General features: G+C 68.7%; 21 protein-coding genes. 16 read left to right on the top strand and 5 right to left on the bottom strand.

Going from position 1 to position 23,286, the window contains the following annotated elements; all coding sequences use genetic code 11:
- Nucleotides 1-98: 98 nt before the first annotated feature.
- On the top strand, nucleotides 99-566 hold the full coding sequence (locus OB895_RS12530; protein WP_079113799.1) for an acyl-CoA thioesterase: 468 nt from the start codon (nucleotides 99-101) through the stop codon (nucleotides 564-566).
- Between the two features lie 140 nt (nucleotides 567-706).
- On the opposite strand, the gene OB895_RS12525 is transcribed toward OB895_RS12530, so the two are convergent.
- Nucleotides 707-2,503: a YhgE/Pip domain-containing protein gene (locus OB895_RS12525; RefSeq protein WP_153302265.1), complete on the bottom strand. Its 1,797-nt coding sequence runs from the start codon at nucleotides 2,501-2,503 to the stop codon at nucleotides 707-709.
- 145 nt (nucleotides 2,504-2,648) lie between these two features.
- Complete coding sequence (locus OB895_RS12520; RefSeq protein ID WP_079114089.1) at nucleotides 2,649-3,863, bottom strand: trans-sulfuration enzyme family protein; 1,215 nt, start codon at nucleotides 3,861-3,863, stop codon at nucleotides 2,649-2,651.
- Nucleotides 3,864-3,976: 113 nt separating this feature from the next.
- Between OB895_RS12520 and OB895_RS12515 the strand changes: the two genes are divergently transcribed.
- Complete coding sequence (locus tag OB895_RS12515) at nucleotides 3,977-4,444, top strand: Lrp/AsnC family transcriptional regulator (RefSeq protein WP_079113801.1); 468 nt, start codon at nucleotides 3,977-3,979, stop codon at nucleotides 4,442-4,444.
- Between the two features lie 49 nt (nucleotides 4,445-4,493).
- Nucleotides 4,494-6,203, top strand: a complete 1,710-nt coding sequence (locus tag OB895_RS12510) for an AMP-binding protein (RefSeq protein ID WP_079113802.1) — start codon at nucleotides 4,494-4,496, stop codon at nucleotides 6,201-6,203.
- A gap of 7 nt (nucleotides 6,204-6,210) precedes the next feature.
- Here OB895_RS12510 and OB895_RS12505 read toward each other — a convergent pair whose 3' ends face one another.
- Both OB895_RS12505 and OB895_RS12500 read right to left on the bottom strand, forming a co-directional pair.
- Nucleotides 6,211-6,621, bottom strand: a complete 411-nt coding sequence (locus tag OB895_RS12505; RefSeq protein ID WP_153302266.1) for a hypothetical protein — start codon at nucleotides 6,619-6,621, stop codon at nucleotides 6,211-6,213.
- Nucleotides 6,622-6,725: 104 nt separating this feature from the next.
- Complete coding sequence (locus tag OB895_RS12500; protein ID WP_079113804.1) at nucleotides 6,726-8,204, bottom strand: MATE family efflux transporter; 1,479 nt, start codon at nucleotides 8,202-8,204, stop codon at nucleotides 6,726-6,728.
- 147 nt (nucleotides 8,205-8,351) lie between these two features.
- On the opposite strand from OB895_RS12500, the gene cycA reads away from it, so the two are divergent.
- The 11 genes from cycA (at nucleotide 8,352) to OB895_RS12445 (ending at nucleotide 20,621) form a co-directional block, all read left to right on the top strand.
- Nucleotides 8,352-9,812, top strand: a complete 1,461-nt coding sequence (gene cycA / locus OB895_RS12495) for a D-serine/D-alanine/glycine transporter (protein ID WP_042540453.1) — start codon at nucleotides 8,352-8,354, stop codon at nucleotides 9,810-9,812.
- Between the two features lie 86 nt (nucleotides 9,813-9,898).
- Nucleotides 9,899-10,885 carry an aldo/keto reductase gene (locus tag OB895_RS12490; RefSeq protein ID WP_042540451.1) on the top strand — a complete coding sequence of 329 codons (987 nt, stop codon included), beginning with the start codon at nucleotides 9,899-9,901 and terminating at the stop codon, nucleotides 10,883-10,885.
- A gap of 43 nt (nucleotides 10,886-10,928) precedes the next feature.
- A complete protein-coding gene (locus OB895_RS12485) occupies nucleotides 10,929-11,582 on the top strand; it encodes an IMPACT family protein (protein WP_311877875.1) in 654 nt (217 codons plus the stop codon).
- A gap of 74 nt (nucleotides 11,583-11,656) precedes the next feature.
- Nucleotides 11,657-12,586 carry a J domain-containing protein gene (locus OB895_RS12480; RefSeq protein WP_042540447.1) on the top strand — a complete coding sequence of 310 codons (930 nt, stop codon included), beginning with the start codon at nucleotides 11,657-11,659 and terminating at the stop codon, nucleotides 12,584-12,586.
- 143 nt (nucleotides 12,587-12,729) lie between these two features.
- Nucleotides 12,730-13,722, top strand: a complete 993-nt coding sequence (locus OB895_RS12475) for a LacI family DNA-binding transcriptional regulator (RefSeq protein WP_079113806.1) — start codon at nucleotides 12,730-12,732, stop codon at nucleotides 13,720-13,722.
- 35 nt (nucleotides 13,723-13,757) lie between these two features.
- On the top strand, nucleotides 13,758-15,026 hold the full coding sequence (locus OB895_RS12470; RefSeq protein WP_042540443.1) for an extracellular solute-binding protein: 1,269 nt from the start codon (nucleotides 13,758-13,760) through the stop codon (nucleotides 15,024-15,026).
- 10 nt (nucleotides 15,027-15,036) lie between these two features.
- Nucleotides 15,037-16,002, top strand: a complete 966-nt coding sequence (locus tag OB895_RS12465) for a carbohydrate ABC transporter permease (RefSeq protein WP_079113808.1) — start codon at nucleotides 15,037-15,039, stop codon at nucleotides 16,000-16,002.
- 2 nt (nucleotides 16,003-16,004) lie between these two features.
- Nucleotides 16,005-16,844, top strand: coding sequence for a carbohydrate ABC transporter permease (locus OB895_RS12460; protein WP_042540439.1), 840 nt, complete (start codon nucleotides 16,005-16,007; stop codon nucleotides 16,842-16,844).
- 34 nt (nucleotides 16,845-16,878) lie between these two features.
- Nucleotides 16,879-17,877, top strand: coding sequence for a glycoside hydrolase family 130 protein (locus tag OB895_RS12455; protein WP_079113809.1), 999 nt, complete (start codon nucleotides 16,879-16,881; stop codon nucleotides 17,875-17,877).
- A 4-nt stretch (nucleotides 17,878-17,881) separates the two neighbouring features.
- On the top strand, nucleotides 17,882-19,924 hold the full coding sequence (locus OB895_RS12450) for a hypothetical protein (RefSeq protein ID WP_079113810.1): 2,043 nt from the start codon (nucleotides 17,882-17,884) through the stop codon (nucleotides 19,922-19,924).
- Nucleotides 19,925-19,964: 40 nt separating this feature from the next.
- Complete coding sequence (locus OB895_RS12445) at nucleotides 19,965-20,621, top strand: histidine phosphatase family protein (protein WP_228385721.1); 657 nt, start codon at nucleotides 19,965-19,967, stop codon at nucleotides 20,619-20,621.
- Nucleotides 20,622-20,651: 30 nt separating this feature from the next.
- On the opposite strand, the gene OB895_RS12440 is transcribed toward OB895_RS12445, so the two are convergent.
- On the bottom strand, nucleotides 20,652-21,182 hold the full coding sequence (locus OB895_RS12440) for a hypothetical protein (RefSeq protein WP_153302267.1): 531 nt from the start codon (nucleotides 21,180-21,182) through the stop codon (nucleotides 20,652-20,654).
- Between the two features lie 93 nt (nucleotides 21,183-21,275).
- Between OB895_RS12440 and OB895_RS12435 the strand changes: the two genes are divergently transcribed.
- Together OB895_RS12435 and OB895_RS12430 are read left to right on the top strand one after the other, a co-directional pair.
- The gene (locus OB895_RS12435) at nucleotides 21,276-21,698 is read left to right on the top strand and encodes a Fur family transcriptional regulator (protein ID WP_042540432.1); all 423 of its coding nucleotides are present in this window, start codon (nucleotides 21,276-21,278) and stop codon (nucleotides 21,696-21,698) included.
- A 61-nt stretch (nucleotides 21,699-21,759) separates the two neighbouring features.
- Nucleotides 21,760-23,211 carry a catalase gene (locus tag OB895_RS12430; RefSeq protein ID WP_079113811.1) on the top strand — a complete coding sequence of 484 codons (1,452 nt, stop codon included), beginning with the start codon at nucleotides 21,760-21,762 and terminating at the stop codon, nucleotides 23,209-23,211.
- Nucleotides 23,212-23,286: the final 75 nt, after the last annotated feature.

The raw sequence follows: 23,286 nt of genomic DNA, 5'->3' as shown, positions 1-23,286 counted from the left end.
GCGACCCGAGGCAGAGCGACCCGAGACCGAGCGACCGTCGACATGCACGGATGTGCACGCGTAACACCACCGACTCACGATGCTCCTACCCTCGAAGCATGGCGACACAGCAGACACCCGAGTGGCAATGGTCCGAAGACGGCATCAACTTCCGCACCCGCAAATGGGTGAAGCCGGAGGACCTGAACGCGAACGGATCTCTGTTCGGCGGCAGCCTGCTCAAGTGGATCGACGAGGAGGCCGCGATCTACGCGATCGTGCAGCTGGGCAACTACCGCGCGGTGACCAAGCACATCTCCGAGATCAACTTCGAGGCCTCAGCCGTGCAGGGCGACCTGATCGAGATCGGCCTGCAGGCGACCCACTTCGGCACCACCTCGCTGACCATGCGCGCGGTCGCCCGCAACATGATCACCCGCAAGCGCATCCTCACGATCGAGAAGATCGTGTTCGTGAGCCTCGACGAGGACGGCACGCCGACCCCTCACGGGTACGACGAGATCACCTACAACCGCGATCGGATGCCGACGGAGCGCATCGCCACAGGCACGATCCGCCTGCCGTAGAGCCAGGCTCCGGCATCCTCTCGCCCTGCGTCTCACGCGCGCCGAAGGAGATCTCCCGTATCGAAGGACGATCGTGCGGATCGGGTCCTTCGGAACGAGAGGTCTCCTTCGATGCGTGCGGCGTCAGTCCGGGATGCCGCTCAGACGTTCCGACGGTGACTGACGCGGTGGCCGATCCAGAAGCCGACCGCGATGAGTCCTGCCAGCGTGACGACGAGCATCCAGGGCAGCATCGACGGCGCAGCGCCCGCCGTCGCGGTCGCGAGCGTGCCGGAGCCGTCGGCGATCAGGCCGTTGCCGTCTGCGAGTTCCGATGCACCCGCCTCGAGCTTGTCACCGCCCTCCGCCAGTTCGCCGGTGCCTTCGGCCACAGTGGCAGCACCCTCGGAGAGCTCGCCGACGCCGGTGCTCAGGTCTGACGCACCGACCTTCAGCGTCTCGGTGCCCTCGGCCAGCGCGGTCGCGCCCTCGTCGAGGCTGGCCGCACCGGCGCTGAGTCGCGCCGAACCGTCCTGCAGCGACACGGCGCCATCGGCGAGAGTGTCGAGACCAGCGGCGAGCCGATCCGCGCCGGCCCACAGCTCTGCGGTGCCCGCCTTCAGAGGCTGCAGTCCCGTGGCCAGCGCGAGCGCGCCTCCCGAAAGCTGCGAGGCTCCGTCGCTCAGTGGCTGCACGCCGTCGGCGAGCTTCAACGCACCGGCGGATACCGCTGAGGCGCCTGCCTTGAGCGTGCCCACACCGGACTCGAGCGTCGAGGCGCCGGCGGCGAGACCGGAAGTGCCGGCCTTCAGCTGCTGCACCCCCACGACGAATGCCGGGGCCCCTGCGGTCGGGTCTGCCAGCGCGACCGTTCCCGGCCATCCCTGCGCCGCATCGCCGTTGACCAGCGCATTCGCACCGCCGGCGACCAGCTGCGCTCCGGCGGCGGCCTGGATCGTCCCCTGCGCGAGCACGGGTGCCGCGGCGGCCGCTCCGGCGATTCCGTCGACCTGAGCATCCACTCCGGCGGCGAGAGCAGCGAGCTGCTGCATCTGCGCGTTCGTCGGGTCTGCCGCAGCGAGCTGGGAGAGCGCATCGGCCAGCTGCTGCGCGTTCGCGGGGGCACCGTTGGCCGCCTCGGTGATCGCCGCGGCGTTCTCCGGGCTGGCGAGCGCCTGAAGCTGCGGCGTCACGGCGCCGGTGATCGTCGAGCTGAGCTGGTTCGCCCCGCCGAGCACCTGCCCCGCGACCTGGTGTGCGCCGGCGACCCCGGCAGCGAGATTCGTCGCCCCGTCGAGCACCGACTGGGCTCCCGCGTCGACCTGCAGCGCGCCCGTCGTGAGGTCCTGAGCGCCGTCGACGAGCGACTGGGCTCCGCCGTCGACCTGCTGCGTTCCTGCGGCCACCTGCTGAGCGCCGTCGAGTGCGGCCCGGGCTCCTGAGTCGATCTGCTGCGCACCGGCCGAGACCTTCTGCGCACCGTCGAGCGCAGACTGCACACCGGCATCCGCCGTCGTGAGTCCCGATTCGAGACGCTCGGCGCCTGTGAGCGCCGACAGTGCTCCGGCGCTCAGCCGAGCAGCCCCGGACGCGGCGTTCGAGGCGCCGATCGCGAGAGTGTCGGCACCTACGGCGAGCGCGGCGGCGCCGGTGGAGGCGCTCTGCGCACCCGTGGCGACCTTCTCGGAGCCGACGTGGGCGCTCGTCGCTCCCGCCGCGAGCTGCTCCGTGCCGGCGGCGAGCTCGTCGGCGCCCGCAGAGAGATCACCGGCACCTGCGGCGAGGTCGGCCGAGCCGTCTCGTGCGGTGGTGGTGCCGTCGGCGAGTTCCGCGGCACCGGCCGCGATCTTGCCCGTGGTCAGGAAGAACAGGATCACCATCGCGGCCAGCAGCAGGCTGAGCACGATCACGGCTATGCGCATTCCGATTCCGTGCGCGTGGGGCTTTGCACTCGTCATTGAGGACTCCCGGGGTCAGTGGCGTCGTTGCCACCGGCGAGTGTATGGGCGGGCTCTCAGGATTCGCACAGGTTTGCTCCTCGGAACTAGATCCCGTTCATAGTGAGACTCAGTTCCTTGTAGCTGTTCGACAAACGTCGCGACCTCACGCCCACGGACGGCCAGATGCCACGGCGCCCTCCATCCGCGACAGTGCAGCGAATGCCTGCGCGAGGTCGGCGATCAGGTCGTCGACGTTCTCGAGACCGATCGACAGTCGCAGCACATCGGCGTCGGGGCGCGCTTCCGCCGGCACGGGCCGGTGCGTGAGCGCGGCCGGATGCTGGATCAGCGAATCGACCCCGCCCAGCGAGACGGCATGGGTGAACAGCGACGTCGATGAGGTGACGGCGGATGCCGCGGCATACCCGCCCCGCATCCGCATCGCGATCATGGCCCCGGTGCCCCGCATCTGACGCTGGATGATGCCCTGCGGGTCGTCGTCGAGTCCGGGATAGAACACCTCGGCGATCTCGGGGCGGTCGATCAGCCACTGCACGATGCGGCGAGCGCTCTCCTGCTGCGCGCGCATGCGCGCGGGGAGGGTCGCGAGCCCACGGTGCAGCAGGTAAGCGCCGAGCGGATGCAGCAGACCGCCGGTCACGGCACGCACACGGCGGAGCGCCTCCGCGGTCTGCTCGTCGCAGGCCACCACGCCCGCGATCACGTCGCCGTGTCCGCCGAGGTACTTCGTGGCGCTGTGCAGCGACATCGCCGCGCCGTGGTCGAGGGGATTCTGCAGCACGGGCGTCGCGAAGGTGTTGTCGACGACCACCGGCACGACTCCCGCCTGCGCCACCACGGCGGCGATGTCGGCGATCTCGAGCGTCGGATTGGCGGGGGTCTCCACCACCACGAGTCCCGTGTCCGGACGGATCGATGCGGCGACCTCGGCAGGGTGGCAATAGGTGGTCTCCACACCCAGCAGGCCGGAGCCGAGCAGGTGATCGGTGCCGCCGTAGAGGGGACGCACCGCCACGACGTGGTTCTTCCCCGCTGCGGGGCCGTGCGCGAGGATCACCGCGGTCATCGCCGCCATGCCCGATGCGAAGGCGACGGCGGCCTCGGCGTGCTCGAGCTCGGCGAGGGCGTCTTCGAACCGCCCCACGGTGGGGTTCCAGAGCCGCGCGTAGACCATGCTGCCGTCGGCGGGCGGCCGCCCACCCGTCGCCATCGCCTCGTACGAGTCGCCGCCGCGCTCGATGTCGGGCAGCGGGTTGGTCGTCGACAGGTCGATCGGCAGTGCGTGGACTCCCAGTGCCTCGAGGTCTGAGCGGCCGCTGTGCACGGCGACGGTGTCTGGATGCAACGGTGCAGTCATGTCTGCCACGTTGCCCGAAGCGCGATGGATGCGCAGGGATTCGACAGTATCCGTCGGATTCTGGCTCGTTCTCGATATTCTGAGCAAAGAGGCGATACCAGGAGGTGCGGGCATTGGCGAAAGCACAGCTCGACGAGATCGATCTCGAGATCCTCGCCGTCCTCACCCGCGACGCCGAGGTCACGAACAAGGCGCTCGCGCACGGGCTGGGTCTCGCCGAGTCGACATGCGCGCACCGCGTGCGCGCACTGCGCGAGCGCGGGATCATCCGCGACACCCGGATCCGGGTCGACGGATCGGCTCTCGGACTGCCCCTGCAGGCGATCATCAAGGTGCGCCTCGCGAATCACACGGGCCCCAAGGTCACCACGCTCTTCGACGCGCTGGCGGCCATCCCGCGGGTGCTGCAGGTGTTCCACGTCGCGGGCGTCGACGACTTCCTCGTGCACGTCGCGGTGCAGGATGCCACCGCTCTGCGCGACATCGTGCTCGAGCACATCACGATCCACCCCGTCGTCCGCGGCACCGAGACGCAGCTGGTGTTCGAGCTCCGCGACGGCGCCGGCCTGCTCGCGCGCTGAGCGGATCGTGGGCGAGGATGGACACGTCTGCCGAGCAAGGGAGCCCAGAATGAGCCGCAGCGCCACCGCAGCCACGTCCGCGATCAGAGAGATGCGCGACTTCCTCTTCGCGAATGCCACCGACTACGCGGCGGCGCGAGACGGGTTCGTCTGGCCGACGCCCACGGAGTTCAACTTCGCGCTCGAGTGGTTCGACGTCATCGCGGGCGAGACGCCCGACCGCCCGGCCGTGCAGATCGTCTCGGCCGATCTCAGTCTCGAGTCGTGGACATACGGAGAGCTGTCGTCCCGCTCGGATCAGGTCGCGGCCTGGCTGACCGACCTCGGCATCCGTCGAGGCGACCACGTCATCGTGATGCTCGGCAACACCATCGAGCTGTGGGAGGTGATGCTCGCCATCACCAAGATCGGCGCGGTGTCGATTCCGACGTCGACCCTGCTCTCGGCATCCGACCTCGCCTACCGCGTCGAGCACGGCCGGGCCCGCACGATCGTCACGCTCGGCAGCCTCGCCGAGCGCATCGCCGACATCGACGCCGACGTGCTGCGCATCGGCGTGGGCGACGGCATCCCCGCCGAATGGACGCGCTTCGACGGCTCGTCCGACGCCCCTGCGGCCTTCGAGCCCGACGCCGCCACACCGGCCGACGACACGGCCCTGCTCTACTTCACGAGCGGCACGACCAGCCGCCCGAAGCTCGTGCAGCACACGCACGTCTCGTATCCCGTCGGACACCTGTCGACCATGTGGTGGCTGGGCGTGCGACCCGATGACGTGCACCTCAACATCTCGTCACCCGGCTGGGCGAAGCATGCGTGGTCGAGCTTCTACTCGCCGTTCCTCGCCGAGGCGACGGTGTTCGTCTACAACTACGACCGGTTCGACGCGAACACCCTGATGCAGGTCATGGACACCCACCACGTCTCCACGTTCTGCGCTCCGCCGACGGTGTGGCGGATGCTGATCCAGGCCGACCTCGCGCGACTCACCCACCCGCCGCGGGAGCTGGTCGGAGCGGGCGAGCCGCTGAACCCCGAGGTCATCGACCGGGTGCGCGCGGCGTGGGGCGGCACGATCCGCGACGGCTTCGGGCAGACCGAGATGACGGCTTGTGTGGGCAATTCTCCCGGTCAGGTCGTGAAGGTCGGCTCCATGGGACGCCCGTTGCCCGGGTACCCGGTCGTGCTGCTCGACCCCGCCACCGGAGAGATCGCCGAGCACGAGGGCGAGATCGCGCTCGACCTGGCCCACCCTCCGGTCGGGCTCATGGCCGGGTACTACGACGATCCGGACAAGACGGCCGAATCCCGCGTCGGCGGCTTCCACCACACCGGAGACATCGCCCAGCGGGATGCCGACGGATACCTGACCTACATCGGCCGGGCGGACGACGTGTTCAAGGCCTCCGACTACAAGATCTCGCCGTTCGAGCTCGAATCGGTGCTGCTGGAGCACGACCTCGTGATCGAGGCGGCGGTGATCCCGAGCCCCGACCCGACGCGACTCGCGGTTCCGAAGGCGTACGTGTGCCTGCACCCCGACGCGGTCGGAGCCGAAGCCGACGCCGCCCGCTCGATCTTCGCCTACGCCCACGACCGCCTGTCGTCGCACCTCTGGGTGCGGATCATCGAGTTCGTTCCCGAGCTGCCCAAGACGATCTCGGGCAAGATCCGCCGCGTCGAGCTGCGCGCCAGAGAGGCCGAGCGCGTGACCTCAGGAGACGAGGCCGCACAGCACCGCGACCGCGACTACCGCTGACGAGCTCTCAGCCTGCCAGCGCGGGCTGAGAGCCTGTGCTCGGCGTCACCGTCGTGCCGCGCGGCACGACGACCGGGTCCGGTGCGTCGATGAGTGCCTGGACGCGGGCGGCGCGGGCGGCTTCTCGTGCCGGCTCACCCGTGTTCACGATGCCGCGACCCACTGCTCCGATCACCAGCATCGCGACGAGCGCGGCGCCTGAGATCAGCAGCGGCGTCCACTGATTCGCGAACGATGCCGTGGAGCTGAGCATCGCGCTCGGAATCCACAGACCGACCGCTCCGCCGGCAAGACCCGCCGCTCCGCGCATGACCGCGATTCCTGCGATGAGCGCACACAGCGCTGCGAGCACAGCCCCCACCACTCCGATCGGCACCAGAATCGATGCCAGTTCGCTTGCCACCCTTGACGATGTCATCACGACCCCCCGGTCTGCGGAATCTCCGCATCACCAACATTACGAAGTGTCGGCATGCCGGGCATCCATCTCAAGGATGATGTTCTGCAACTGTGACGAGCTGTTCAGCGGCGCGTCAACCGCGCGAAACGCGAGGTCCTGATCACTCGCACCGGCTGGGTGACGACCGCGTCCACGACCATCGAGCCGTCGGTGGGTCCGATGATCGCCATCGCCGAGGTCTCCGTGGCCTCGACGGGGTCGACGCGCATGCGGCCGAGCGACCGGTGCGCACGCACGTACGCCGGCACCAGCAGCACGATCGCGCCGAGCCACGCGAGAGGGTTGCTGAGCGCGACGCCCTCGAAGCCGATGAGCGCGCCGAGCACGATGGCGGCGCCCACGCGCATCACCAGCTCGATCACACCCGTGACGGTGGGCACCAGGGTGTGGCCGAGGCCCTGCAGCGCACCACGGAGCACGAACAGCACGCCGAGTGCCCAGTATCCGCATCCGTTGATGATCAGCATGAGGTGCGCGAGTTCGACGACCCCATCCGCCGCCGCGCCCTCGCCGACGAACAGCCGCACCAGTGGCGCCCCGAACGCGATGATGACGCCTCCGAGCGCGATGCCGGCGGCGATCGCCATCCAGGTGCCCTCCACGACACCGCGGCGGATGCGGTCGGGTCGGCGTCCGCCCAGGTTCTGCGCCGTGTACATCGACGAGGCGAGACCCAGCGACGAGAGGAAGGCTACGGCGAGGCCGTCGACACGAGACGCCGTCGTGTAGGCGGCGACGGCCTCGGAGCCGAGGGTGTTGAGGGCCACCTGCACGACGAGCGTGCCGATCGCGATGATCGACGCCTGGAAGCCCATCGGCAGGCCGAGGCGCAGGTGCTCTCGGATGTCGTCGCGGGTGACGCGCCAGTCGGCACGACGCAGGTGCAGCATCGGCAGCCGGCGACGCACGAACTCGAGGCACAGCACGACCGACACGGCCTGGGCGACGACGGTCGCGAGAGCCGCACCCGCCACGCCCCAGTCGAGCGGGCCGACCATGAGGATCACGAGGCCGACGTTGAGCGCACACGACACCGTGAGGAAGATCAGCGGCGTGCGCGAGTCGCCGATGGCACGGATGATCGCCGAGAGGAAGTTGAAGAACATCGTCGCGCTGGCGCCGATGAAGCTGATCTGCGTGAAGATCGTCGCCTCGGCCATGAGCTCGTCAGGCGTCTGCAGCAGGGCGAGCGTCGGCGCCGCGATCAGCGGCGCGACGATCGTGAGCACCACGCTCGTGATGCCGGTCAGGATCACGCCCGTCGCGACCGAGCGACGCACCGCTGCGCCGTCTCCCGCGCCGAACGCCTGCGCGATCGGGATAGCGAAACCGCTCGTCAGGCCCCAGGCGAAGCCGATCAGCAGGAACAGCAGGCTGCCGGTCGCGCCGACGGCGGCGAGGGACTCGACGCCGAGGTGCCGGCCGACGACGACGGCATCGGCGAACTGGTACATCTGCTGCACGACATTGCCGAGCAGCAGGGGGATCGAGAACGACAGGATGACACGCCACGGGCGGCCCGTGGTGAGAGAGGTGGCCATGGTGGGAGCGGCTCGCAGAACTGGGGGGATGATCGGGGGTCGAACCAGGATATCGAATCGATTCGGTTAACTGCCATCCCCGATCGGCCATTACGGTCGGAAAGATGCCGCAGCGGGACGCGGCGCCCAACACCGGAGGTTCGAGCGATGACGACAGAGAGAACACGGGGATCCGTCGGGGTGGACGGAACCGCCGACGGCGACGACCAGCACCTGAAGAGGGCCCTGAGCAACCGTCACATCCAGCTGCTCGCGATCGGCGGCGCCATCGGCACCGGCCTCTTCATGGGCAGCGGCAAGACGATCTCGGTCGCGGGCCCCTCGGTGATCTTCGTCTACATGATCATCGGCTTCATGCTCTTCTTCGTGATGCGGGCGATGGGCGAGCTGCTGCTGTCGAACCTCAAGTACAAGTCGTTCAGCGACTTCGCGAGCGACCTGCTCGGCCCGTGGGCCGGCTTCTTCACCGGATGGACGTACTGGTTCTGCTGGGTCGTCACCGGAGTCGCGGATGTGATCGCGATCGCGGGGTACACGGATGCGCTGATCCCCGGCATCCCGTTGTGGATCCCCGGCGTCCTCGTGATCGTCATCCTGCTCGCACTGAACCTGCCCACCGTCGCCGCGTTCGGCGAGATGGAGTTCTGGTTCGCGCTGATCAAGATCATCGCGATCGTCGCGCTCATCGTCACGGGTCTCGTGATGATCTTCACCGGCTTCCAGCACGATGCGGGAACCGCGAGCTTCAGCAACCTGTGGGACCACGGCGGCATGTTCCCGCACGGCTTCATGGGCTTCGTCGCCGGGTTCCAGATCGCCGTGTTCGCGTTCGTCGGCGTCGAGCTCGTCGGCACCGCCGCGGCCGAGACCAAAGACCCCGAGAAGAACCTGCCCAAGGCGATCAACGCGATCCCGATCCGCATCCTGCTCTTCTACGTGGGCGCGCTCATCATCCTGATGGCGGTCACCCCGTGGACCGAGTACGTCGCCGGCGAGAGCCCGTTCATCGCGATGTTCGCCCTCGCGGGTCTCGGCATCGCCGCGACGGTGGTGAACCTCGTCGTGCTGACCTCGGCCATGTCGAGCGCCAACTCGGGCATCTACTCGACGTCGCGCATGGTGTTCGGCCTCGCGCAGGACGGCGACGCCCCGCGCATCTTCGGCCGGCTGTCGAAGCGACGTGTGCCGCAGAACGCTCTGTTCCTGTCGTGCATCCTGCTGCTCTCGGGCGTCGTGCTGCTCTACGCGGGCAAGGACATCGGCACCGCGTTCGACATGGTGACCACGGTCTCAGCCGTGTGCTTCATGTTCGTCTGGACGATCTTCCTCTGCAGCTACCTCGTGTACCGCCGTCGGCGGCCGGAGAAGGTCGCAGCGTCGAAGTTCCGCATGCCGGGCGGCATCTTCATGGTCTACGTGGTGCTCGCGTTCTTCGTGTTCATCCTCTGGGCGCTCACGACGCAGCCCGACACCCTGATCGCGCTGCTCGTGACGCCGATCTGGTTCGTGCTGCTGCTCGTCGCCTGGATGTTCGTGCGCACGTCGCAGAACCATCTGACCCGTCACGCGGAGCACATCGCGTACCTGCGCGACGACTCCCCGGAGTAGTCCTGCTCGTGCCGAGGGAGGTTCTGACAGCCCCTCCCTCATCGTCGAGGCCGCGCGTAGCGTCGGTCTCGACGAAAGGACACGCAATGCACACTCGCACACTCGGACAGGGCCTCGAGGTCTCCGCCGTCGGGCTCGGATGCATGGGGATGTCGCAGAGCTACGGGCCGAACCCGGGCACCCGCGACGAGATGATCGGCGTGCTGAGGTCGGCTCTCGACCTCGGCGTCACCTTCTTCGACACCGCGGAGGTCTACGGCCCCTATGTGAACGAGGAGCTGGTCGGCGAGGCTCTCGAGCCCATCCGCGACCAGGTCGTCATCGCGACGAAGTTCGGGTGGCGCATCGAAGACGGCAAGAGCGTCGGGCTCGACAGCCGGCCGGAGCAGATCAGACGCGTCGCCGAGCAGTCGCTGCGTCGCCTGCGCACCGACGTGATCGACCTCTTCTACCAGCACCGTGTCGACCCGGATGTGCCGATCGACGACGTCGCAGGCACGGTGGCCGAGCTCATCGCCGAGGGCAAGGTGAGGCACTTCGGGCTGTCCGAGGCATCGGCCTCGACGATCCGCCGGGCCCATGCCGTGCAGCCCGTCACGGCGCTGCAGAGCGAGTACTCGCTGTGGACGCGCGACCCTGAGGCCGAGATCCTGCCCACACTCGGCGAGCTCGGCATCGGCTTCGTGCCGTTCAGCCCGCTCGGCAAGGGGTTCCTCACCGGCACGGTCGATCGCACCACCTCATTCGCTGACGGTGACATCCGCGGCACGATCCCGCGCTTCAGCGAGGAGAACCGGGCGGCGAACGAGGCGCTGGTCGGCCACGTCGCCTCGCTCGCGGAGTCCAAGGAGGCCTCCCCCGGCCAGATCGCCCTCGCGTGGCTGCTCGCTCGGGAGCCGTGGATCGTGCCGATTCCCGGCACGAGGCGCACGTCGCGGATCGCCGAGAATGCGGGAGCCACCACGGTGGCCCTGTCGGCCGACGAACTCGCCGACCTCGATCAGCTCGCCGACCGGGTCGGCGTGCAGGGAGATCGGTACAACCCGCAGCAGATGTCGTTCGTCGACCGCTGAGTCGACCGCTGAGCAGCGGCGTGCGCTGGGTAGTCTGAGGCGGATGACTCCGCCCCGCACCTACCCGGCCACGATCGCCGCGCCCGTGGAGCATGAACTCATCATCAAGAAGTCGCGGTTCATCGCGACCGTCGAGCCGGTCACCTCGGTCGAGGACGCGGATGCCGTGATCGCACGCCTGCGCAAGCAGTGGTGGGATGCGCGGCACAACTGCAGCGCGATGGTCACCGGCCTGCTCGGCGATCAGGCCCGCTCGTCGGATGACGGTGAGCCGTCCGGCACTGCGGGGGTGCCGATGCTCGAAGTGCTGCGACGGCGCGAGCTGACGGACGTCGTGGCAGTGGTGACCCGCTACTTCGGCGGCGTGAAGCTCGGCGCCGGCGGGCTCGTGCGGGCCTACTCGACCGCTGTCTCGGAAGCCCTCGATCTCGCATCTCTCGTGCACCGGCAGTCTCTGACCCAGGTGACGATCGACGTCGCGCAGGCGGATGCCGGACGCTTCGACAACCTTCTGCGCGACTGGGTGCCGCGTCACGGCGCGACGCTCGGCGAGCCACGCTACGCAGCGCTGGCGACTCTCGAGGTGTGGGTGCCCGCGCAGGAGCTCGACCGGCTCGCCGATGACATCGCAGCGGCATCCGCCGGTTCCGTGATTCCGGTGATCGGCGTGGAGCGCGTCGTCGACGTGCCGGCCTGACCCCGGCCGACGCGCCCGGCTGATCCACAACAGCATCCGGATATTCTGGATGCCGCGATCTCGGAAGGAGAGCGATGTTCGACAGCCCGCTCTCGGCTTCCGCCTATGAGATCCTCGGCGTGGACCCGACCGTCGACGACGGCGAGCTGCGGCGCGCGTATCGCCTGCGCCTGCGGCAGACCCACCCGGATACGGGCGGAGACGCGGCCGTCTTCATCCAAGTGCAGCGAGCATGGGAGTTGATCGGCACCCCCGAGGGCCGCGCCGCCTACGACCGTCGCTCGGGTGCGCACCCCGGCATCCCGGCCGAGCCTGAGTGGAACGGCTGGCGACCGCAGTCGGCCGCCCGCACGGACACCCGCCCCCGAGCTCGCTCGTACGGGCATCCCGGCGGCTGGCGCCGCGAGCGCTACCTGTCGCTGATCCGCGAATGGGCCGGCCGTGGCGTCGAGGTGCCCGACCCCTATGACCCGGCGCTCGTGCGCTCGGCCCCGCGCGACCTGCGACGCCTGCTCGCCGATGCTCTCGCCGAAGAGGCGACCGCCCGCACGGTGAGCGCGCTCGGCATGGGCTTCACGGTGTGGCACGACGTCGCCACAGGAGCGGATGCCGACGACAAGCTCGACCATGTCGTGCTCAGCCCCTCGGGCCTCTACGGCGTCATGTCGGAGGACTTCGGCGGAGTCGTCGGGTTCCGTCGGGGCGAGATCACGGGCCCGAGTCTGGGCACACGCGCGCCCGTCACCGCCGCACTCTCGCGCATGCGCACCGTGGCCAAGGCCGCGCGGGTGAAGTTCGGCGGACTGATCATGGTGCTCCCCGACGACGATCTCGCGCAGGCCGTCACCCCGCTCGGCAGCAGCCGCGGCGTTCCCGTGGTCGTCGTGCGTCGCAGCGCGCTCGCGATGGTGCTGCGCCAGGGAGTCCCCGGTGCCCGCGCCATCGGCGGCAACGAGCTGTTCGACGTGCGCACACGCCTGCAGCAGACCGTCACCTTCGTCTGACACGGATCCCTGAGATCGACCGCCGCTCTTGACCGCATCCGTCAAACCGGTTTACACTCGCTTCACCCGCATTCGTCAAACCGGTTAAATCGTGCCGTGTCGAGTATTCAGGGATCAACCCGGAAGTTCCACGAGGAGGTGGCATGAGCCGCACGACGATCGCCGACGTCGCCCGCGAGGCCGGCGTCACCAAGGCCACCGTCTCGCACGCGATGAGCGGCAAGCGGCCCATCTCCGACGACACCAGGGCCAAGGTGCTCGCCGCCGCCGAGAAGCTCAACTGGGTGCCGAGCCAGAGCGCCCGCGCGCTGGCCACGCAGAAGGCCAATGCGATCGCCGTGGTGCTGGCCCGTGACCCCGAGGTCATCGCCAACGACTCGTTCTTCCCCGCGTTCATCGCTGGCGTCGAATCGGTGCTGGCTGAGACCGAGACGGCGCTGATCCTGCAGGTCGTTCCCGATCGGGCGGCCGAGGAGCGGGCCTACCGGTCGCTCAGCCACGGGCGCGCCGACGGCGCCCTGCTGGTCGACCTGCGGAACGACGACTGGCGCGTGCCGCTGCTCGAAGAGCTCGACCTCCCTTCGGTGCTGGTCGGCGCCTACGAGCAGCCGACCCGATTCTCGTGCGTGCGCACCGACGACGATGCGCCCGTGCGCGAGATCATCGCTCACCTGCGTGCCGATGGCCACGAACGCATCGCTCATGTCTCGGGTCCGCTCGACTACGTGCACTCGCGCGTGCGGGCCGATGCCTACACCGATGCCGTGGGCGGCGATGCCCTGCTGCGCGAGGGCGACTTCACCGCCTCGAGTGGCCGGGAGCGCACCGCCGAGCTGCTCGCGCTGCCCGATCGCCCGACCGCCATCCTCTATTCCAACGACACCATGGCGATCGCCGGGCTGTCGTTCGCGCGGTCGAGCGGCCTCAGCATCCCCCGCGATCTCGCGATCGCCGGCTTCGACGACGACCATCTCTCGGCCCACCTCTCCCCCGCACTCACGAGCGTCTCGTCGGGCCCCGCCGCGCGAGGACGCGCTGCCGCCCGCCTGATTCAGGCCGACATCCTCGGCGCCGAGCCGCGCACAGAGGTCGTCGACTGCAACGTCGTGCACTTCCGGGAGAGCACAGCCCGCTAGACGATCACCCGAACCATCGCGTCAAGGAGGACAACATGAAGAAGAAGATCCGCGCAGCAGCGCTCCTGGGAGCGGTCGCGCTCGTCGCCACCGGATGCTCATCCGGAGGTGGAGGCGGCGATGCCTCGGGCGAGGGCACCGGCTCGATCGACATCTGGCTGTCGAACAACGAGCAGGAGGTCGCCTGGGGCACCGCCGTCGTCGAGGCCTGGAACGCCGAGCACCCCGACGAGAAGGTGAACGCGCAGGAGATCCCCGCCGGCTCGTCGTCGGAAGAGGCGATCACCGCCGCCATCACCGCCGGCACCGCACCCTGCCTGGTCTACAACGTGGCTCCGGCGGCGGTCTCCGGCTGGGTCAAGCAGGGCGGGCTCGTCGACCTCAGCACCATGGAGGGCGGCAGCGACTACATCACCGAGCGCGGTGGTGAGGTCGACTCGTATGCCACCGACGGAAGCTTCTACCAGCTGCCGTGGAAGTCGAACCCGGTCATGGTGATGTACAACAAGGCCCTCTTCGAGGCTGCGGGCATCGATCCCGAAGACCCCCAGATGGCCTCGTACGACGAGTTCCTCGCCGGGTCACGCGCGATCGTCGAATCCGGAGTGCAGAGTGCGATCTGGCCGGCACCCACCAGCGAGTTCTACCAGCCCTGGTTCGACTTCTATCCCCTGTACCTCGCCGAGACCGACGGCACCATGCTCGTCGAAGACGGCGCGGCGACGGTCGACTCGGATGCCGGGCGCGAGGTCGCGGAGTTCTGGAAGACCTTCTACGACGAGAAGCTCTCGCCCAACGAGGCGTCGACCGATGACGCAATGTCTGCGGGGACGACCGCCATGCAGCTCGCCGGTCCGTGGGCCATCCCCTCGTACGCCGAGACCGTGGACGTCGGGTTCATGCCCGTGCCGACCAGCGACGGTCGCGAGAACCCGACGACGTTCGCGGACTCGAAGAGCGTCTCGATGTTCACCGCGTGCGAGAACCAGGGCACCGCATGGGAGTTCCTGAAGTTCTCGACGAGCGTCGACAGCGACGGCCAGCTGCTCGAGGCGACGGGCCAGATGCCGATGCGCACCGACCTCACCGAGACCTACGCCGACTACTTCGACGCGAACCCGAACTACGTGGCGTTCGCCGAGCAGGCCGAGGCCACGGCAGACGTGCCCAGCATCCCGAACTCCGTGGAGGCCTGGCAGGCGTTCCGCGACGAGTACTCCGCCGCCGTGATCTTCGGCAAGGAGTCGATCGACGACTTCCTGAAGAACGCCGCGACGAAGATCGACGATCTCGTCGCCGAGTGATGAGCCGCACATGACTCTCCGAGACGACGCCGTCGCGGACGTGGCCGGGGGCACCACCGCCCCGGCCCCGTCCGCGGGCCGGTCACCGAGGGCGCGGTTACGCAACCGACTGCTGGGTGCACAGCCGATCGGCGGCCTCTTCGCCCTGCCGTATCTGGTCTTCGTGCTGGCGATCTTCGCGTTCCCGCTGGGATTCGCGGTCTACATCGCCTTCCACGACTACTTCTTCACGGCACCCAATGTCGACGTCGACCGGCCGTTCGTGGGCTTCGACAACTTCGTCACCGTGCTCACCGACCCGAGGGTGCTCGGATCGTTCCGCAACACCCTGGTCTTCCTCGTCATCAACGTGCCGCTCACCGCCGTGCTCTCGCTCGTGCTCGCGGCGGCGCTGAACACCGGCATCCGCTGGGTCGCCGCCTACCGGGTGGCGTTCTACGTGCCGTATCTGACGGCCAGTGTCTCGCTCGTCGGCGTGTGGATGCTGCTGTTCTCGGGCAACGGCCTGATCAACACGATCCTCGGGCCACTCGCCCCCGATCCGTCGTGGCTGGTGAACAGCGGTCTCGCGATGCCGATGATCGCGCTGTACGTCACGTGGAAGCAGCTGGGGTTCTACATCCTGCTCTACCTCGCCGCACTCCAGAACGTGCCGAAGGAGCTCTACGAGTCGGCAGAGACCGACGGCGCGGGCGCGTTCTCGCGCTTCTGGAACGTCACCGTTCCCGGCGTGCGCAGCGCCACCACGCTCGTGCTGATCCTGTCGATCATCACCGGAGCGAACCTCTTCACCGAGCCGTACCTGCTCACGAACGGCGGCGGCCCCGACGGCGCCTCCTCGACACCCGTGCTGCTCATCTACCAGCTGGGCATCCAGCAGCAGAACCCCGACACCGCGGCCGCGATCGGCATGATCCTCGTGATCCTGGTCGGCATGCTGTCGCTCGCCGCCAACCGCGCCACCAGGGAGCGATGACCATGAGACGCAAGCGTTCACTGCCCCGCATCCTGAGCGTAATCCTGCTCACGGTCGCGGCGATCGGATTCGCGTTCCCGTTCTACTTCATGCTGGTCGGGGCGTTCCAGGAGAACCCGACGAACTCGCCCGACGAGCTCTTCCCGACGAGCGGCTGGACGATCGACAACTTCCTCGCGATCGACTCCCGCATCGACCTGGTCGGCTCGCTGCTCAACTCGCTGATCTTCACGGCGGGCGTGCTGCTGGGCACCGTCGTGTTCGGACTGCTCGCCGGGTATGCGATCGCGCGGCTCGACTTCCGCGGTCGCGGAGTGATCTGGGTGCTCATGCTGCTGGTGCAGATGGTGCCGTTCCAGCTGCTCATGATCCCGCTGTACGTGCAGATCACGCGCAATTACGGGCTCGGCGACTCGTACATGGGCATGATCCTGCCGTTCCTCATCAACACGACGGCGGTGTTCATCTTCGTGCAGTTCTTCAAAGCGCTGCCCGTCGAGATCTTCGAGGCCGCCCGCATCGACGGCGCCGGCGAGATCCGCCTGCTCACCTCCGTCGCGATCCCGCTCATCAAGCCGGTGCTCGTGACCGTCGTGCTCGTCACCTTCATCGGCCCGTGGAACGAGTTCCTCTGGCCGTTCCTCATCACGAAGGACGCATCGCTGCAACCGCTCGCCGTGTCCCTCGCGAACTACATCTCGAACGTGGCGCAGTCCACGGCGAACCCCAACGGCGCGATCCTCGCCGGAGCGACCGCCCTGGCGTTCCCCGTCGTCATCCTGTTCATCGTCTTCCAGCGCTTCTTCCGGGCCACCGACCTCGGTGCGGCCGTCAAGGGCTGACCGGCCCCTCCCCAGAATCCCCGAAAGGACCCCCATGTTCACCGGAGCATCCTTCCCCCTCGGCCCGTTCACCCCCTACGAGGGCAACCCGATCCTGCGTCCGAAGGGCGACAGCTGGGAGTCGGCCAACCTCTACAACCCGGCGGCCCTCGTCGACGGCGACGAAGTGGTGCTGCTCTACCGGGCGCACGCAGACGACATCGTCTCGCACATCGGCATCGCCCGCTCGAGTGACGGCGTGAACTTCACCCGCGAGGACGCACCGATCCTCTCCCCCTCCGAGGACTACGAGCGCTACGGATGCGAGGATCCGCGCATCGCGCTGATCGACGGCACCTACTACCTGACCTATACCGGCTGGGATCGGCGCAGCGCGCAGCTGTGCCTCGCGACCTCGACCGATCTGCGCACCTGGACCAAGCACGGACCGCTGTTCGACGACTTCGACACGTTCAAGACCATGGACCCCCGCGGGTTCAACTGGTCGAAGGCCGGGGTCATCGTGCCGCAGAAGATGCACGGCAAGTGGTGGATGTACTTCGGCGAGGGCGGCATCTACTGGGCCACCAGCGACGATCTCCTCCACTGGACTCCCGGCACCCCCGACACCGAGCCGATGTACTCGCCGACCCCCGGCACCTGGGACGAAGCGCTCGTCGAGATCGGCACATCCCCTGTCGTCACCGACAACGGGTTGCTCGTGATGCTCACGAACGGGGCGACCAGGACCGTGCACGAAGACGGTTCGGTCGACGTGGACTACCGCTGCGGCCAGATCGCGATCGACCCCGACGAGCCGACCAAGGTGCTCGCGCGACTGCAGGAGCCGTGGCTGCGTCCGCAGACCTTCGAGGACATGCACGGGCTCGTCTCGAACGTGACCTTCGTCGAGGGACTCGTGAAGTTCCAGGGCCGGTGGTTCGCGTACTACGGGCAGTCGGACACGACGCTGGCCGTCGCCATCCACGACCCCGCCCAGCCGTGGGGCCGCGCACTGCGAGACGGCGCCGACTCGAACACGGGCGAGGAATGAGACCATGGCCATCTCCCGACGGACCTTCCTGACCGCGGCAGCCGCCTCCTCGGCGCTGGCGCTCCTGCCGCTGGATTCGGCCGGGGCGCAGGCATCGGCGTCCGCTGCCGGACTGCCTCTCGGGTCTCCGCCTGCGGGGGCGGGTGCCGGGGCGCGACTCACGAACCTCGCGCACCTGCGCTTTCTGCTCGCGGAGGTGCCGGTCGTGGCGAGCGTCACGCACACCACGTTCGACATCGACATCTCGCCGCGCGTGCTCGCGCCATGGACGTATGCCGACACCGATGGCGCCGGGGGCTACCGACCGGTGGGTGGCGGCACTCGCGACGCCGTGACCGGCTCTTGGACACAGGGCGCGTACAACGCGGATGACATCGCCCGAGCCGCGATCGTGTTCCTGCGCGAATGGAAGGCGACCGGCGACGCGCAGGCCCGCGACGAGGCCCGCGATGTGCTCCGGTCGCTGGCGTTCCTGCAGACGACCAGCGGGCCGAATGCCGGCCGCGTGGTGCTGTGGCAGCAGGAGGACGGCACGCTGAATCCCAGCGCGATCCCCGTCGAACTGCCGGATCCGTCGGACTCCGCCGAGTCGTACTGGCTGGCGCGCACGGTGTGGGCGTTCGGTGAGGGGTACGCGGCCTTCCGACGGGAGGATGCCGAGTTCGCGGCGTTCCTGCTCTCGCGGCTGCATCTGGCCCTCGATGCGCTCGGTCGCGAGTCGCTGTCGCGCGCCGGGCAGTGGGTGCGCAGCGACGGACGCGACCTGCCCGCCTGGCTGATCGCGGGTGGAGCGGATGCCACGGCCGAGGCCATGCTCGGACTCGCCGCGGCGACCGATGCCGGGGACGCCCGAAGCCGACAGGCTCTGCAGACGTATGGAGAAGGTGTCGCGGCGATGGCCACTGATCCTGCGAAGGGCTGGCCGTTCGGCGCCGTGCTGCCCTGGACCGGCTCGCTGGGATTCTGGCACGCCTGGGGTGCGGCCGCCCCCGAGGCTCTCGCTCGCGCCGGTGCGCTGCTGCGACGTCGCGAGTGGACCGCAGCGGCCGTGGCGGATGCCGGGACCTTCACCCCGCAGGTGCTCGCCACGGGCGGTCCGCACAACGCCTGGGCGCCGTTGCCCGCGGAGGCGCAGATCGCCTACGGCGCGCACGGTCGCGTCGCGGCGGCGGTGCAGGCGGCATCCGTCGGCGGAGAGGGACTGCGGGTGCTCGCAGGACTCGCCGCGGGGTGGTTCTTCGGCGCGAACACGGCGGGTATCCCTGTCTACGACCCGGCCACCGGTGTGACTTTCGACGGTGTCGAGACGGATGGACGGGTGAATCGGAACTCCGGAGCCGAGTCCACCATCCACGGGCTGCTCACGATGCTGCTGCTGGATGCGAACCGCGACATCGCCCGGATCGCGACGTCGATCACCGGGCTGTCGTCGTTCTCGGGGCTGCGGGTGATCGACGCCGAGGGCGCCCGGCTCTCGGCGGGCTGCGTGGTCGTGCGCCCTGAGGGCGGCGCCTGGACAGGCGAGGGCAACCTCTCGGGTGGCGCATACGTGCGCGTTCCCGCGGGCGAGTCGGTCGAGTTCGATGTGACCGAGGCCGACGGCATCCTGCACGGCCTCGTGTGGAGACAGGCGGCGGATGCGGGCGAAGCGGTGTGGGAGGTGTTCCGCGGTCGCCGGCGTCTGTGGAGCACTCGCACGCCCGCGGGTGGCACCGGCGAGCGCGGACTCACCGAGGCCGACGGGATGCTGGTGCCGCAGCTGCTCGGTGGCGAGCTGCCCGCCGAGGCGGTGACCGTGCGATGCACGAGCACCGGCGACCTGCGGCTCGACGCCCTGGTGATCCAGCCGGCCGTCGCGAACGCGGTGTACTCGACGACCTCCGGCTCGGCGGTGCTCTATGCGAACGGGACTCGACGGGACCAGCGGGTCGCTGCGCTCGCACGCGGTGCCGGCCGAGCCTACGAGGCGGACGGATCGCAGCGCGGCCAGGCGGTCGGCGGCGGAAAGGTGCGCGTGCGCGGCGGCGGGTTCACGATCACGCAGTGACCGGGCCCCGACGTCGGGCTACGGTTGCGGTGTGCCTGCGATCCCTGTCTATGACCAGCTGCCCGACCGCCCCGCGCCCGACAACCCGACGGGAAAGCTCGTGCTCCTGCGCCATGGCGAGACCGAGTGGTCGAAGGCCGGCCTGCACACCGGCCTCACGGACATCCCGCTCACAGCGCGGGGCGAGGACCTCGCCCGGGGTGCCGGACAGCTGGTCGCCGACTACGACTTCTCGCTCGTGCTGTCGTCGCCGCTCGAGCGCGCCCGGCGCACGGCCGAGCTCGCCGGTCTGCACGCCGAGATCGATCCGCTGCTCGTCGAGTGGGACTACGGCGGATACGAGGGCCGCACGACGAAGGACATCCGCGAGGAGCTCGGCTACGACTGGAGCGCATTCACTCACGGAGTGATCCGAGGCGCCACGCCGGGCGAGACCGTCGAGGAGGTCGCGGCCCGCGCATCCCGCGTGCTCACCCGGGTTCTGCCGAAGCTGACCGAGGGTGATGTGGCGCTGGTCGCGCACGGGCACTTCCTCCGCATCCTCACCGCGGTCTATCTGCGCCTCGCGCCGCGCTTCGGCGCTCAGATCACGCTGGACGCCGGATCGGTGTCGGTGCTGAGCTTCTACCGCGAGCAGCCGGCGATCCTGACCTGGAACTACGGCCTCGAGCTGCCTCTCGCGCCGTCGGAGTCCTGACGCCCGCAGTGGATCCGGACGACCGCGCGCTCAGGACGCCTCGACGAGCGACAGCGCGTGGACCGTGGGGGCGCCCTCGAGAGCGAGTGCGAATCGAATCCCGGTGCGAGCATTCGTGACGTCGAAGGCGATCGTCTCGTTCGCGCACACGACCGGCTCTGTCGGGTCTCCCTCGTCCAGCTCGCTGGTCACGAGAGTGATGGTGCCGTCACCCCTGCAGGCGAACTGAGCCTGGTACGACCCCGGCGGGAGTGACGTGAAGGACGTCACGTCGTGGGCCGAACTGTTCTCGCTCATCCACCCGGAGAAGCCGAAGACGTATCCGTCGGCGTCTCCGCCGGCAACGGCAGTCTTCGCCCAGTCGGCGATCTCCTCGACCGGCACCGGGAGCAGCGCTTCATCCGCCTCGGCGTCCGGAGTCGGGGTCGGCGTGGGGCTCGACGCCGAGGCGGAGGGCGACGGGGACCCCTCGCCCGACCCTGAGGGTTCGCCACTGCATCCGGCGAGCGCGACGCCCGCCATCAGGATCAGTCCCACTGCTGCCGCTCTTGTCGTAGACATCCCTTCACGCTACGTGCACGTGTGCAGGATGCCACCCGCGCGGCCGACACGCCATTCTTTTGAATTACTCAAAAGAGACGCTAGAGTCGAGGCATGGAGACAGAACTCGACTCGGCACTTCGCGGTGCCGGGCTGCGTGCGACCGCGGGCCGCGTCGCCGTTCTCGAGGCTCTGGAATCCATGGCCCACACGGATGCGGAGCGGGTCTTCCGCGCCGTCTCCGAGGTGCTTCCGACGACGTCGATCCAGTCGGTGCACAACATCCTCGCGGACCTGACGACGGCGGGTCTGATCCGCCGGATCGAACCGGCAGGCTCCGCGGCGCTCTATGAACGGCGCATCGACGACAACCATCACCACATCGTGTGCACCCAGTGCGGTGCGATCGGCGATGTGGACTGCGTCGTCGGCGAAGCGCCGTGCCTCACCCCGTCTTCGGCGGGGGGATTCACCGTCCAGACAGCCGAAGTGACCTTCTGGGGCCTGTGCCCCAGTTGCCAGAACGCCGCGCAGTAGCATCCGACGTCCGATCCCGGGCACCCGGGGTGATCGTCCCTGTGCGCAGAAGGAGAAGAACATGACCGACCCATCGACCACCACCCAGACGGGCACTCCCGTCGCGAGCGACGCCCACTCGCTCACCGTCGGAGCAGACGGACCCACGGTTCTGCACGACCGCTACCTCGTCGAGAAGCTCGCGTCGTTCAACCGCGAGCGTGTGCCGGAGCGCAACCCGCACGCCAAGGGCGGCGGAGCCTTCGGAACCTTCACCGTGACCGAGGATGTGTCGGCCTACACCCGTGCCGCAGCCTTCCAGCCCGGCGCTCAGAGCGAGACGCTGCTGCGCTTCTCGTCGGTCGCCGGCGAGCAGGGTTCGCCCGACACCTGGCGCGACGTGCGCGGCTTCGCACTGCGCTTCTACACGCCCGAGGGCAACCTCGACATCGTCGGCAACAACACCCCGACCTTCTTCCTGCGCGACGCCATGAAGTTCCCCGACTTCATCCACTCGCAGAAGCGTCTCGGCGACTCGGGTCTGCGCGACGCCGACATGCAGTGGGACTTCTGGACCCTCTCTCCCGAGTCCGCCCACCAGGTCACGTACCTGATGGGAGACCGTGGCCTGCCGCGCAGCTGGCGCCACATGAACGGCTACGGCTCGCACACCTATCAGTGGGTCAACGCCGCAGGCGAGCGCTTCTGGGTGCAGTACCACTTCCTGTCGAAGCAGGGCGTCGAGGCGATGAGCGCCAAAGAGGCCGAGAAGCTCGCAGGATCGGATGCCGACTACTACCGTCGCGACCTGTTCGACGCGATCGCGAGCGGCGACGCCCCCTCCTGGGATGTCTACGTGCAGGTCATGCCCTACGACGAGGGCAAGACCTACCGCTTCAACCCGTTCGACCTGACGAAGACCTGGTCGAAGAAGGACTACCCGCGCATCAAGGTCGGCACGTTCACGCTCGACCGCAACCCGCAGAACTTCTTCGCCGAGATCGAGCAGGCCGCCTTCTCGCCCGGCAACCAGGTTCCCGGCACCGGCATCTCGCCCGACAAGATGCTCATGGCTCGGGTGTTCGCCTACTCCGACGCACAGCGCTACCGCATCGGCGCGAACTACAACCAGCTTCCGGTCAACCAGCCGCATGCGGCCGAGGTGCGCAACTACATGCACGAAGGCCAGATGCAGTACAAGTTCAACCCGGCCGAGCACCGCGTCTACACGCCGAACTCGTACGGCCCCGCCGGCGGACCGACGGCCGACCCTGCCGCGGGTGTCGAGGCGAGCTGGGAGTCGGACGGCGAGCTGATCCGCGCCGCGGCGACTCTGCACCTCGACGACGACGACTTCGGTCAGGCGGGCACGCTGTACCGCACGGTCTTCGACGACGAGCAGCGCGCGCGCTTCCTCGACACGCTGACCGGTCAGGGACAGGCCATCACGATCGACGCGATCCGCGAGCGCTTCTTCCAGTACTGGACGAACGTCGACGGCTCGCTCGGCGAGGCCCTGCGCGCTCGCTTCTGAGCCGGAGCTGCTGACGACCGAGACCCACCGTTCCCTCGGGGCCGGTGGGTCTCGGCGTCTCCGGGCATCGCAGGA

The sequence above is a fragment of the Microbacterium forte genome (genome assembly GCF_031885415.1).
GTDB classification, from domain to species: Bacteria; Actinomycetota; Actinomycetes; order Actinomycetales; family Microbacteriaceae; genus Microbacterium; species Microbacterium forte.
The sequence above is the reverse complement of the archived record's forward strand: the minus strand, read 5'-3'. Positions and strand labels throughout refer to the sequence as shown.